13 protein-coding genes are annotated in these 12,316 nt (G+C 74.1%); 9 read left to right on the top strand and 4 right to left on the bottom strand.

What is annotated here, in order from left to right; genetic code table 11:
• The first annotated feature begins 71 nt into the window (after window positions 1-71).
• On the top strand, window positions 72-1,235 hold the full coding sequence (locus tag P3T27_RS33700; RefSeq protein ID WP_280685080.1) for an acyl-CoA dehydrogenase family protein: 1,164 nt from the start codon (window positions 72-74) through the stop codon (window positions 1,233-1,235).
• Between the two features lie 195 nt (window positions 1,236-1,430).
• On the opposite strand, the gene P3T27_RS33695 is transcribed toward P3T27_RS33700, so the two are convergent.
• A complete protein-coding gene (locus P3T27_RS33695) occupies window positions 1,431-1,883 on the bottom strand; it encodes a hypothetical protein (RefSeq protein ID WP_280685079.1) in 453 nt (150 codons plus the stop codon).
• 228 nt (window positions 1,884-2,111) lie between these two features.
• Here P3T27_RS33695 and P3T27_RS33690 point away from each other — a divergent pair, with 228 nt between their 5' ends.
• The 5 genes from P3T27_RS33690 to fxsA all read left to right on the top strand — a co-directional run bounded on the left by P3T27_RS33690 (window position 2,112) and on the right by fxsA (window position 7,107).
• A complete protein-coding gene (locus P3T27_RS33690) occupies window positions 2,112-2,552 on the top strand; it encodes an Lrp/AsnC family transcriptional regulator (RefSeq protein WP_280685078.1) in 441 nt (146 codons plus the stop codon).
• Window positions 2,553-2,583: 31 nt separating this feature from the next.
• Window positions 2,584-4,197, top strand: a complete 1,614-nt coding sequence (locus P3T27_RS33685) for an amidohydrolase (RefSeq protein ID WP_280685077.1) — start codon at window positions 2,584-2,586, stop codon at window positions 4,195-4,197.
• A 41-nt stretch (window positions 4,198-4,238) separates the two neighbouring features.
• Window positions 4,239-4,697, top strand: a complete 459-nt coding sequence (locus P3T27_RS33680) for an N-acetyltransferase (protein WP_280685076.1) — start codon at window positions 4,239-4,241, stop codon at window positions 4,695-4,697.
• A 135-nt stretch (window positions 4,698-4,832) separates the two neighbouring features.
• Window positions 4,833-6,473, top strand: a complete 1,641-nt coding sequence (gene lnt / locus P3T27_RS33675) for an apolipoprotein N-acyltransferase (RefSeq protein ID WP_280685075.1) — start codon at window positions 4,833-4,835, stop codon at window positions 6,471-6,473.
• A 55-nt stretch (window positions 6,474-6,528) separates the two neighbouring features.
• Window positions 6,529-7,107: an FxsA family membrane protein gene (gene fxsA / locus P3T27_RS33670; protein WP_280685074.1), complete on the top strand. Its 579-nt coding sequence runs from the start codon at window positions 6,529-6,531 to the stop codon at window positions 7,105-7,107.
• A 115-nt stretch (window positions 7,108-7,222) separates the two neighbouring features.
• Here the strand turns inward: fxsA and P3T27_RS33665 are convergent, their stop codons facing one another.
• The 3 genes from P3T27_RS33665 to P3T27_RS33655 form a co-directional block, all read right to left on the bottom strand.
• The gene (locus P3T27_RS33665) at window positions 7,223-7,597 is read right to left on the bottom strand and encodes an RNA polymerase-binding protein RbpA (protein WP_031071348.1); all 375 of its coding nucleotides are present in this window, start codon (window positions 7,595-7,597) and stop codon (window positions 7,223-7,225) included.
• Window positions 7,598-7,871: 274 nt separating this feature from the next.
• Window positions 7,872-9,488 carry a hypothetical protein gene (locus tag P3T27_RS33660; RefSeq protein ID WP_280685073.1) on the bottom strand — a complete coding sequence of 539 codons (1,617 nt, stop codon included), beginning with the start codon at window positions 9,486-9,488 and terminating at the stop codon, window positions 7,872-7,874.
• A gap of 115 nt (window positions 9,489-9,603) precedes the next feature.
• On the bottom strand, window positions 9,604-9,798 hold the full coding sequence (locus P3T27_RS33655; RefSeq protein WP_280685072.1) for a hypothetical protein: 195 nt from the start codon (window positions 9,796-9,798) through the stop codon (window positions 9,604-9,606).
• A 418-nt stretch (window positions 9,799-10,216) separates the two neighbouring features.
• Between P3T27_RS33655 and P3T27_RS33650 the strand changes: the two genes are divergently transcribed.
• From P3T27_RS33650 to P3T27_RS33640, 3 genes are read left to right on the top strand one after another with little or no spacing between them, the layout of a single operon-like run.
• Window positions 10,217-10,633 (top strand): ankyrin repeat domain-containing protein, encoded by a 417-nt coding sequence (locus P3T27_RS33650; RefSeq protein ID WP_280685071.1) that lies wholly within the window; start codon window positions 10,217-10,219, stop codon window positions 10,631-10,633.
• A gap of 24 nt (window positions 10,634-10,657) precedes the next feature.
• Window positions 10,658-11,170, top strand: a complete 513-nt coding sequence (locus tag P3T27_RS33645) for a GNAT family N-acetyltransferase (RefSeq protein ID WP_280685070.1) — start codon at window positions 10,658-10,660, stop codon at window positions 11,168-11,170.
• Between the two features lie 47 nt (window positions 11,171-11,217).
• On the top strand, window positions 11,218-12,291 hold the full coding sequence (locus P3T27_RS33640; protein ID WP_280685069.1) for a serine hydrolase domain-containing protein: 1,074 nt from the start codon (window positions 11,218-11,220) through the stop codon (window positions 12,289-12,291).
• The last annotated feature ends 25 nt before the right edge of the window (window positions 12,292-12,316 follow it).

The following is a 12,316-nucleotide window of genomic DNA, read 5'->3' as shown; positions in this document are numbered from 1 at the left end:
CCGACCTGCCACACCCGCGCCGGACCAGCCACACCACGGTTCGGCGCCCGAACGAGGAGGCGACCGCCGCCATGACCCCGTCCCCTGTGAAAGCCGTGGAGCGCCAGCTGCCCAGCGAGGAGGCCCACGAGCTGCTGAGCCTCACCCGGGATCTGGTCCAGCGCGAGCTGCAGCCCCGCGCGGCCGAGGACGAGGCCGCCGGCCGCTTCCCGCGGGAGGTCTTCCGCACCCTCGGCGAGGCCGGCCTGCTCTCCCTGCCCTACGACGAGCAGTACGGTGGCGGCGAGCAGCCCTACGAGGTGTACCTCCAGGTGCTGGAGGAGCTGGCGGCCGGCTGGCTGGCCATCGGCCTCGGCGTCAGCGTGCACACCCTCTCCTGCCACGCGCTGGCCACCTTCGGCACCGAGGAGCAGCGGGCCCGGTGGCTGCCCGGGATGCTCTCCGGCGAGCAGCTCGGCGCCTACTGCCTCTCCGAGCCGCAGTCCGGCTCGGACGCGGCCGCGCTGCGCACCCGTGCCGACCTCGACGGCGACGCGTACGTGGTGAACGGCACCAAGGCGTGGATCACCCACGGCGGCCGGGCGGACTTCTACAGCGCCCTGGTGCGCACCGGCGGCGAGGGCGCCAAGGGCATCAGCTGCCTGCTCGTCCCGGGCGACGCCCAGGGCCTGTCGGCCGCCCCGCCGGAGCACAAGATGGGCATGCGCTCCTCGCCGACCGCGCAGCTGCACTTCGACGGCGCCCGGATCCCCCGCAGCCGGCTGATCGGGGAGGAGGGCCAGGGTTTCCAGATCGCGCTCGCCGCCCTGGACTCCGGCCGGCTCGGCATCGCCGCCTGCGCGGTCGGCGTCGCGCAGGCCGCGCTCGACCTCGCGGTCGACTACGCGCGCACCCGCCGCCAGTTCGGCCGCCCGATCGCCGACTTCCAGGGGCTGTCCTTCATGCTGGCCGACATGGCCACCCAGATCGAGGCCGGACGGGCGCTCTACCTGTCCGCCGCCCGGCTGCGGGACGCGGGCCGGCCGTTCTCCAAGGAGGCGGCGATGGCCAAGCTGTTCTGCACCGACGCCGTGATGCGCGTGACCACCGACGCCGTCCAGGTGCTCGGCGGCTACGGCTACACCCAGGACTTCCCGGCCGAGCGCTACATGCGCGAGGCGAAGGTGCTGCAGATCGTCGAGGGCACCAACCAGATCCAGCGCCTGGTGATCGGCCGCCACCTCACCAAGGGCTGAGCCGAGGGCCGCACCAAGGACTGAACCGAGGGCCGCACCGAGGACTGAACCAAGGGTCGAACCACGGGCCGAAGCAGGAACCGAACCGCGGGCCGAGGCCCGCCACGAACGGCCTCCGGCCGTCACTCCAGGGTGCGGAGTGACGGCCGGAGGCGTCTTCGGCGCTGCGTCGACCCGCCCGTGCGGGCGGCCGGATCAGCGCCGGACGAGGTGGCGGCGCTGCTCCGGGATGGCCGGGGTGACGGCGGCGGTGCGCACCGGCGGGTGCGCCACCGCGTGCGAGAACGGCTGGGTGCGCCAGTCGAGTTCGGTGGGGAGCCGGAACAGCGCGTCGAGCCCGGCGGGTCGGGCGTCCGCGGGGCTCTCGACCTCGTCGAGGTCGTCGGTCGGCGTGCCCGAGCCCGGGCAGAGCGCGGGGGCGAAGGGGTTCCAGGCGGTCGGCAGCAGCGCGTGCTGCGGCAGCCGCTCCTCGTCGGCCACCAGGGCGATCGGGCGGCGGCACTCGGGGCAGTGGACCCGGAAGATGTCCCAGGTCTCGGCCTCGCCCGGATCGATGCCCGGGCCGTGGCCGTGATCGACCGCGAGGTCGTCGCGGCCGGTCGTATCGTCGGTCTCGTCGGCGCCCAGGGAACGCTGGTCAGTCGGCATGAGGATCCCCCTCGGATCGGGCCCGGCGTGGTCGCCCGGGGCCAAGACCAGCACTTCCCTGCGATTCGGGCTCATAACCCTGCGGTCCGGTGCACCGTGATGCACCGGGTGTGTCCTTGGCCACATCCACCGCCACATTCGCCCGGCATTTGCCCGGCTGACACCTGTGGCCGCCCGTTGTGACACCGCGTGCGCCCCCGTGCCCCCGACCGGGTAGGTTTGCGCACTGTGGAGGATCTCGACCAACGCATCGTCCAGCTGCTCCTAGAGGACGGCCGGATGAGCTACACGGACCTGGGCAAGGCCACCGGCCTGTCCACCTCGGCGGTGCACCAGCGGGTGCGCCGCCTCGAACAGCGCGGGGTGATCCGCGGCTACACCGTGATCATCGACCCCGACGCCGTCGATCTGGCGCTGACCGCGTTCATCTCGGTCAAACCCTTCGACCCCAGCGCCCCGGACGACACCCCCGAACGGCTGGCCGGCCTGCCCGAGATCGAGGCCTGCCACAGCGTCGCCGGCGACGAGAACTACATCCTCAAGGTGCGCGTCGGCGCCCCCGGCGACCTGGAGGACCTGCTCGCCCGCATCCGCAGCGCCGCCGGCGTCTCCACCCGCACCACCGTCGTCCTCTCCACCCCGTACGAGGCCCGACCCCCGAAGCTCTGAGCGCGAACCCCGCAGGTGCAGACTTAGCGGCATGACCGAACGCACCCCCCGGACCGTCCTGCTGCGCGGCGGCGCCGTCTACAGCCCCGCCGACCCCTTCGCCACCGCGATGCTCGTCGAGGGCGAGCACATCGCCTGGGTCGGCAGCGACGGCGCCGCCGAGGCGTACGCCGCCACCGCCGACGAGATCGTCGAGCTGGACGGCGCCCTGGTCACCCCCGCCTTCGTCGACGCCCACGTGCACGCCACCGCCACCGGCCTGGCGCTCACCGGCCTCGACCTCACCGGCAGCCCCTCGCTGACCGCTGCCCTCGCCGCCGTCACGGACTTCGTCGACGCCCGCCCCGAGCCCGGCGGGGTGCTCATCGGCCACGGCTGGGACGAGACCGGCTGGCCCGAGGGCCGCCCGCCCACGCTCGCCGAACTCGACGCCGCCGCCCGCGGCGCCGCGCTCTACCTCTCCCGCACCGACGTGCACTCCGCCCTCGCCACCACCGCGCTGCGCACCCTGGCCGGCGGCCTGGCCGAGCGGCCCGGCCACTCCGCCGAGGGCCCGCTCACCAAGGACGCCCACCACGCCGTCCGGCAGACCGCGCTGGCCCACCTCACCCCCGTGCAGCGCCACCGCGCCCAGCGCGCGACCCTCACCCGGGCCGCCGAGCTCGGCATCGGCGCGCTGCACGAGTGCGCCGGCCCGGAGATCTCCTCCGAAGCCGACCTGGCCGCCCTGCTGGCCCTCGCGGCCGACCAGGAGGGGCCCGAAGTCTTCGGCTACTGGGGCGAGTTGGGCGGCGTCGAGACGGCCCGCCGGCTCGGCGCGGTGGGCGCCGGCGGCGACCTCTTCGTGGACGGCGCGCTGGGCTCGCACACCGCCTGCCTGTACACCCCGTACGCCGACGCCGCCCACACCGGCACCGCCTACCTGACCGCCGAGCAGGTCGCCGACCACGTCGCCGCCTGCACCGAGGCCGGGCTCCAGGCCGGCTTCCACGCCATCGGCGACGCGGCCGTGACCGCCGTCCTCGACGGCGTCCGGGCCGCCGGGGAGCGGGTCGGCGCCGGGCGGGTCAAGGCCCTGCGCCACCGCGTCGAGCACGCCGAGGCGCTGGACGACAAGGCCATCGCCGCCTTCGCCGAACTCGGCCTCACCGCCTCCGTCCAGCCCGCCTTCGACGCCGCCTGGGGCGGCCCGGAGGGCATGTACGTCCAGCGGCTCGGTGCCGAGCGGGCCGCGGCGCTCAACCCCTTCGCCGCCCTGCTGCGCGCCGGCGTCCCGCTGGCCTTCGGCTCGGACGCCCCGGTCACCCCGCTCGCCCCCTGGGGCACCGTCCGCGCGGCCGCCTTCCACCGGACCCCGGAGCACCGGATCTCCGTACGCGCCGCCTTCACCGCACACACCCGCGGCGGCTGGCGTGCGATCGGCCGCGACCAAGACGGCGTGCTCGTGCCCGGTGCGGTCGCCAGCTACGCGATCTGGGCCGCGGACGAACTGGTCGTCCAGGCCCCCGACTCCCGGGTGGCGGGCTGGTCCACCGACCCGCGCTCCGGCACCCCCGGCCTGCCCGACCTCACCCCCGGCCGCCCCCTGCCGGCCTGCCTGCGCACCGTCGTCCGCGGCCGCACCGTGCACCGGGTCGCCGAATAAACCCAGGCGGGAGTGCGGAGAAGGGCCCTAGGTTGATCGCCATGACGACCCACCCACTGGTGCCCGCGGACTTCACCGTCCCCCGCGAGCTGCTCGCCCCGGAGTTCCGCCTGGAGCCCCTGGGCGAGCAGCACAACGACTCGGACCTCGCCGCCTGGACCAGCAGCATCGAGCACATCCGCGCCACCCCCGGCTTCGTCGGCCGCAACTGGCCGCCCGTCGCCGGGATGACGGCGGAGCAGAACCTGGCCGACCTGCGCGGGCACGCCGCCGACTTCGCGAACCGCACCGGCTTCACCTACACCGTCCTGGACCCCGCCGGGGGCGAGGTGATCGGTTGCGTCTACCTCTACCCCGACCGCGAGGACCCGTCCGTGGCGGTCGTCAGCTCCTGGGTCCGCGCCGACCGCGCCGGACTCGACGCCCCGCTGTACCGGGCCGTCCGCGCCTGGCTCGCCGAGCGGTGGCCGCTGGACGAGGTCCGGTACGCGAGCCGCTGACCCCGCCACCGGGCCGACCCCGCCACGGGCCTGCCGTCGCTACCACCCTGACCTCACGCTTCACCGACGTTCCGGGGTACCTTCTTCGGACAGCGTCCGAACAGCAAGACCCAGGAAGATGGTGCGCCGGTGGCCATGCCCGTCACCCAGGAGCGGTCCGGGGCCGCCCCCGAGCCGGCGGAGTCGGCGCCCAGGCCCGGCCGGGCCGCCCGTGCCGTGGCCAAGGTCCGGGCAGGTCTTCCCCGGACCGGCCTCGCGACCCTGGCAGGCCTGCTGCTCGCCCTCGCCTTCCCGCCCTTCGACCTGTGGCCGCTGTCGCTGCTCGGTGTCGCCGCGCTCTCGCTGCTCACCCGGGGCCGCACCGTCCGCCAGGCGGCCTGGACGGGCTTCGCCTTCGGCCTGCCGTTCTTCCTGATGCTGCTCAGCTGGCTGCGGGTGGTCGGCTGGGACGCGACGGTCGGCCTGTCGGTCGTCGAGGCGCTGTTCCTCGCCGTGCTCGGCAGCGGCCTGGCCCTCACCTCCCGGCTGCCGGCCTGGCCGCTCTGGGCCGCCTGTCTGTGGATCACCCAGGAGTGGACGCGCGACCGGCTGCCGCTGGGCGGCTTCCCGTGGGGCCGCCTCGCCTTCGCCAACACCGCGACCCCCTTCACCCCGCTGGCAGCGCTCGGCGGCGCACCGCTGGTGACCTTCGCGGTCGCCCTCTCGGGCGCGCTGCTGGCCTGGGCCGCGCTGCGCCTGCGCGGGCCGCTCAAGGCCCCGAAGGCCGCCGCGCTGGCGGCGCTGGGCGCGGTGGCCGCGCTGCTGGCCGGCTACCTCGTCCCGGTGCCGACGGCGCCGGCCGACACCGTGAAGGTCGCCATCGTCCAGGGCAACGTGCCCAACCCGGGCATGGACTTCCTGGGCCGCCCGATGATGGTCCTCAACAACCACGCGGCGGCGACCGAGCGCCTCGCCGCCGACATCGCGGCCGGCAAGGTCGAGCGCCCCGACATCGTGATCTGGCCGGAGAACTCCTCCGACCTGGACCCGTTCAGCGACCCGCTCGCCTACCAGCGCATCGACCAGGCCGTGAGGACGATCGGCGTGCCCACCCTGGTCGGCACCCTGGTGGACGGCCCGGACGCGCAGCACGTCCAGAACGAGGGCATCGTCTGGGATCCGAAGACCGGCCCCGGCGCCTCCTACACCAAGCAGCACCCCGTCCCCTTCGGCGAGTACGTGCCGTTCCGCGCCCAGCTGATGAAGGTGATCACCCGCCTCCAGCGGGTCGCCCGGGACTTCTACCCCGGCGACCACAACGGCGTCATGCAGCTCGGTCCGGCCCGGATCGGCGACGTGATCTGCTTCGAGGTCGCCTACGACGAGATCGTCCGCGACACCGTGGACAGCGGCGCCCGCGTCCTGGTGGTCCAGACCAACAACGCGACCTACGCCAAGACCGGGCAGCCCGAGCAGCAGCTCGCGATGAGCCGGCTGCGCGCGGTCGAGCACGGCCGGGCCGTGCTGATCGCCGCGACCAGCGGCATCAGCGCGGTGATCGCCCCGGACGGCACGGTGGTGCAGCGCACCGGGGAGATGACCGCGGCCGAGCTGTCGGCGGTCGTCCCGCTGCGCGACGGCACCACGCTCGCCGACCGGGTCGGCGCCGTCCCGGAGTGGACGCTGGCCCTCGCGGGCCTGCTGGCCTGCGCCGCGGGCCTGTTGGTCGGCCGCCGCCCCAAGAAGGCCGCCGGAACACCGGCCGCCGAGGGATCGTTGGACCAGGTGGTGCCGTAGCCGGCCCGGACCTCCCGTGCGGCGCGCAGAGCACCGCTTGGAGTGGATTCGTACCGTGACCCAGCAAGCTACCCCCACCCGTCCGGCACCGCGCGGCAAGCTCCGCCGGGTGCTGCCGCTGCTGATCACCGCCTGGCTGGTGCTGGAGATCTGGCTGCTGGTCCACGTGGGCTCGTGGTTGGGCGGATTCGTCGTCGTGATGCTGCTCATCGCGGGCGCGCTGATCGGCGGTTCGCTGATCAAACGGGCCGGACTGAAGGCGCTGTCCGCGGCGATCGAGCAGAGCAAGGACCCGAAGTCCGAGCAGCCCCAGACCGGCACCAGCCTGACGGTGCTGGCCGGCCTGCTGTTGATCGTCCCGGGCTTCCTGTCGGACGTGGTGGCGCTCACCCTGCTGCTGCCGCCCACCCGGGCGCTCTGGCGGGCGGTCGGGCGCCGGGTGGCCGACAAGGCGCTGCGCAGCACCGTCGCCGCCGGCACCGATCCGTTCGCGGACGCGATGCGGCTGCAGGAGCACCTGCGCATCCACCGCCCGGACGGCAAGGTGATCCAGGGCGAGGTGGTGGAGCCGGGCGCAGGCCCGCGCGGTCCGCAGGGCCCGGACACCGGCTACCGCCCGCCGATCGCGGGCTGACCCCCACCCGGTCGGTTCCCGTCTTCGGGCGGGAACCGACCGGCGGCGGGAACGCGAAAGGGACCCTGGTGGCCAGGGTCCCTTTTCGCGTCCTCCCGCCGAAGCGGGAGCGAGGTCAGGCGCTCTTGCGGGTGTCCCGCGGGTGCACCGCGAGGTTCATTCCGCCCGAGCGGAGCACGGCCAGTCGCTCGGCCAGTACCTCCTCCAGCTCCTCGCGGGTCCGGCGCTCCATCAGCATGTCCCAATGGGTGCGCGTGGGCTTGGTCTTCTTCTCTTCCGGCTCGTCACCGTCGAGGAGTGCCGCCTCCTGGCCGCAGAAGCGGCATTCCCAGGTCGCGGGGATCTCCGCCTCGACCGAGAAAGGAACCTCGAATCGGTGTCCGTTCTGACATGCATACTCGACGGTCTGGCGGGGAGCCAGATCGATACCGCGGTCGGTCTCGTAGCTAGTGGCCCCGAGTCGCGTGCCGCGGAGAGCTCGCTCGCTCATGAATCGTGCCTCCCGGGCTTATGGCCCACAGGACTAGTGGTCGCTGTTCTTCGTCGTTCGGTCAACGCTCGGCTTCCGACGAAGATTCCCGTCCCGGGACATGCGTCGTCTGTCGTGCCGCCCCTGTTTGTACCCACCGGCGCCCGATTTGTCACATCTGGCCGCGGATATCACCCCAGGTGTCACCTATTTCACATCTGGTGATCGGTCGGCCTTTCCGGGACGAGCGTACCGGGACGGGATTCGCAACCCGTCGGCGCCCCGTCCGCTGCCGTCAGGAGATCGGACGGGAACGGATCATCGGCTCGCCCTTGGCGAGGTCGACCAGGTGGGCCTGCGGGGCCGATTCGGCCGGTGGGGCGACCGGCGGGTGCTCCGGCCGGAGCGGCAGGTCGGCCGCGGCCTCGGTGCGGGTGTCGCGGTGCGGCAGCAGGGCGATCACCGCGTCCCGCAGCGGGGCCGGGGCCTCGTCGTCCAGCGGGTCGACGGTGGCGGGCACCTGCAGCCGGACGGGTGTGCCGTTGCCGATTCGGGCGTAGCCGCGGCCGACGGGGGCGTGCGCGGCGGGCGCGATGTCCAGCGGCGCGCCGAGCGCGGCGCGGCTCTCCTCGGGGCCGGTGGGGCCGAGCACGACCCGGGCCCGGGTGGTGGCCCGCACGGTCGGGGTGATCCGATCCCCGGCCTCGACGGCGTCGGCGATCACCACGGTGACCCGGGCGGCGCGGCCGTGCCGCAGGGGCAGCTCCAGCAGGTCCTGCGGGTCCGGGCGGCCCTCGGCGTGGGCGAGCTCGCTCAGCTCGGTCGGGTGGTCCAGCAGCAGCCACAGCGGCCGGGTGGCGTCCTCGGGCGGGGCGGTGCCGGCGTGCCGGGCGGCGTTCAGCGCGGCGAGCCGGCGGTCGGTCTCCTGGGCGGCCCACTCCAGCGCGGCCAGCGCGCCGCGCAGGCTGGTCTCCACGGTGTGCACGCCGGGCCGGTTGACCAGGCAGGCGTGCTCCCCGGTGCCCGCGCCGTCGATCACCACCAGGTCGCCGTACGGGAGTGCCTGGAGCGCGATCGAGCGGATCAGGCTGGAGGTGCCGTAGCCGGTGGCGCCGAACGCCAGCAGGTGCGGCTCGGCCGAGCGCGGGCCGGTGCGCCAGACCACCGGCGGCTGCTGGGTGACCGCTCCGCCCTGGGTGACCGGGATGGTCCGGGCGGTGCCGTCCTCGTCGGTGAAGCCGAGCACGATCTCGCCGGGGGCGGCCACGAAGCGCTGGGCGACGATGTCGGTGGGCAGCGGGGCGAGCGCGGTGATCCGCAGCCGGTTGGACTCCTCGTCCCAGTCGAAGCGGTACTCCCGGGCCCGCCCGGCCTTGCCCTGGACGACCTGCTCGATCCGGGCCCGGGCGGCCGGCTCGGTGTCGGTGAAGTACGGCGGGTAGCCGAGTTCCAGCCGGGAGAGCCGGCCCTCGTCGTCGAACTCCCAGGAGCTGAAGGCGCTCTTGTAGCTGCCCTCGTAGTGGTACAGCGGGTTGGCTTCCTCGGGGCCGCACAGGTACGGGGTGAGCGCCGCGTAGAGCGCGCCGAGCTTGACGTCGGCGACGTCCGGTGCGGGCGGTGCGGGCGGTGCCTTGGGGGTCCGGCCGGCCCAGGCGGCACTGGCCATCAGCGCGATCAGGGCGAACAGCAGGCCGTGTGGCAGCAGGTAGACGCCGACCAGCATCGAGGCGGTCAGGAACAGGGTCGGGCCGCGGCGGTCCTTCGGGGTGGCGTTCCAGCGTTCCTTGGCCCAGCCGGCGTGGTGGCGCAGTCCACGGCCGATCACGGAGAGCGGGGCGACCATGTCGGAGGCGTGGTCCCCGGCGGTTCGGGCGATCTCGCGGCCCTTGCTGAGATGGCGGTTGAGCGGCATGCCTTGACTCCCCGGGCGAGTGGGACGGGTGGGGTGAAGGGGACGGGGCTCGTGGTACGACGGGGCCCGGGGCGGTGGGATCCGCGCCCGGGCCCGTGCGGGGGAGTGGCGGCGCCTAGAACTTGAGGCCGCCGAGCAGGCTCGCCAGGCTGGCACCGCCGGCGGTGATGCTCGGCGCGATCGAGGAGCCGGCGACGTAGAAGCCGAGGAGGGCGCAGACGACGGCGTGGGAGATCTTTAGCCCGTCCCTGCGGAAGAACAGAAAGGCGATGGTGCCGAACAGGACGATGCCGGAAATCGAGAGGATCACGTTCTGCTCCTCGGGGAGGGGGACGGGACAGTGTTACGGAAAGTGCACTAATCGTGACAAAAAGTAATAGATGATGGAACGGTGCAAATGGGTGGTTTTCCCGTTCAATACCGCCCTGGAGTTGGGACGGAGGTATGCGAACCGGCAGGGGTGGGGCCGTGGGGCGCGTAGTTCCAGCGTGGCGAGGCATTCCCGTCGGACGGGCGGGAGGTTTCCGGGGGGCCGGGAAAGTTCGCTCGAATGGCCGCGGAGCCCGCGCACCCGTGTGTCGTCCGTCGGCGCACCCGTCACTCCGGTGCCGGGTCGCTCGAATGACGCCTTCCGCCATCCGGACGCGCGCTGGCCCGGTCCGGCGCCCGGCCGCTACGGTGCGGTACGCGCAGCTCCCGCCACCCGCAGACCGGAAAGGCCGCCCGCCATGACCGACGCCGCCCACCAGCAGCCCGCCGACGCCCCCGACGCGGAGGTGATCGCCCTGGCCGGAAAGCTCTTCGACGCCGCCCGGGCCGGCGAGGCAGACACGCTGGCCGCCTACCTGGACGCGGGCGCGCCCGCCGACCTCACCAACGACCGCGGCGACACCCTGCTCATGCTCGCCGCCTACCACGGCCACACCGCGACCGTCGAGGCCCTGCTGGCGCGCGGCGCCGACCCGAACCGGGCCAACGACCGTGGCCAGACCCCGCTCGCCGGCGCCGTCTTCAAGGGCGCCGAAGACGTGCTCGCCGTCCTGCTGGCCGGCGGCGCCGACCCCACCGCCGGCACCCCGAACGCCGTCGACACCGCCCGGATGTTCGGCAAGGACGACCTGGTCGCCCGGTTCGAGGCCCGCTGAATCCAGGTCGTAGGCTCTTCAACCATGGAGAGCACCACCGCGGTGGCCGGAACCGTCGAGTTCCGCGTCACCGGCTACGCCCACCCCGATGCCCAGGCCCTGTCGGCGGAAGTGCAGCAGGAGTACGTCCGCCGCTACGGCGACCCCGACGACACCGTGCTGCACGCCGACGACTTCGAGTCGCCGGGCGGCCTGTTCCTGATCGCCTACCTCGACGACCGGCCGGTCGCCTGCGGGGGCTGGCGGGCCAAGCGGGCCGGGTTCGACGGGGTGCGCGACGGTGACGCCGAGCTGAAGCGGATGTTCGTGGTCCCCGCCGCCCGCGGCCGCGGTCTGGCCCGGGCGGTGCTGCGCCGCCTGGAGCAGACCGCGGCCGAGTCCGGGCGCACCCGGGTGATACTCGAGACCGGCACCGAGCAGCCCGAGGCCGTGGCGCTGTACGGGTCCGAGGGGTACGGCGCGATTCAGAAGTTCGGCATCTACCGCGATCACCCGCAGAGCATCTGCCTCGGCAAGGACCTGCCCGCGTCGGCCTGATCCGACCGCCCGCCGGGTAGGCTCACCGACGCCTCGGAGGGGGACGGATGAGCCACCAACCGCCAGGAGCCGATCGGCTCCCCGCCCTGGCCGCGCCCGGCGGGGAGCTGGACCGGCTGGTCCTGGGCGGTGTACGCACGGTCGGGGCGGGCGCCGTCTGGGCCGTCGGCGACGCCCGGGGGACGCTCGGCGAAGGCTGCCACGGCGCGCTCGGGCAGGGCCCGTACGCGCGGCTCGCCCCCGGGCCGGACACCCGGTACGACCTCGCCAGCCTCACCAAGATCGTCGCGCTCTGGCCCTGCGCGGGGGTGCTCCGGCAGGCCGGGCGGCTGCCGCTCGACGAACCGCTCGGTCGCTGGTGGCCGCCCGCCGCCGGGCATCCCGCCGCTATGGTGACAGTCCGTCAACTCCTCACTCACACCGCCGGAATGCTCCCGCACACCGGCTTCGAGAAGCTCTACGGACGCGACCTCGGCGCGATCCGGGCCGGGGTGATCGCCGCCCCGCTGCACCGCACCCCCGGGACGGCCGTCGAGTACACCGACCGCGCCGCCGTCCTGCTCGGCTGCCTCGTCGAGGACCTCGGCGGCGCGCCGCTGGACGAACTCGCCGCCCGCTGGGCGTGGCGGCCGCTCGCCATGACCGACACCCGGTACGGACCGCTCGGCCCCGCCGACACCGCCCGCACCGCACCCACCGAGTACGACCAGCAGGCCGGCGGCCACCTGCGCGGCGTCGTCCACGACCCCTCGGCCCGGCTGCTCGGCGGCGTCTCCGGCAACGCCGGGGCCTTCTCCACCGCCCGCGACCTCGCCCGCTTCCTCACCGCGCTGCTCGCGCCGCCGCCCCGACTGCCCTGGGGCGAGGACTGGATCGCCGAGTCACTGCGCGAACAGACCGGCGGCCTCACCCCCGCCCGCGGCCTGTCCTGGCAGCACGCCCCCGGCACCGACCCCGCCGAGGGCGCCTTCGTCCACTACGGCTTCACCGGCACCGGCATCTGGATTTCCCGCCGTCTCGGCCGGTGGGCGCTCCTGCTCACCAACAAGGTCCACTACGACCGCGCCGTCCAGCCGCTCACCGACCTGCGCAACGCCTACCGGCGGGCCGTGTTCGGCTAGGGCCTGTCCGGTACCCGATCGGGTG

It is taken from the genome of Kitasatospora sp. MAA19 (assembly GCF_029894125.1).
GTDB lineage: Bacteria > Actinomycetota > Actinomycetes > Streptomycetales > Streptomycetaceae > Kitasatospora.
The sequence above is the reverse complement of the archived record's forward strand: the minus strand, read 5'-3'. Positions and strand labels throughout refer to the sequence as shown.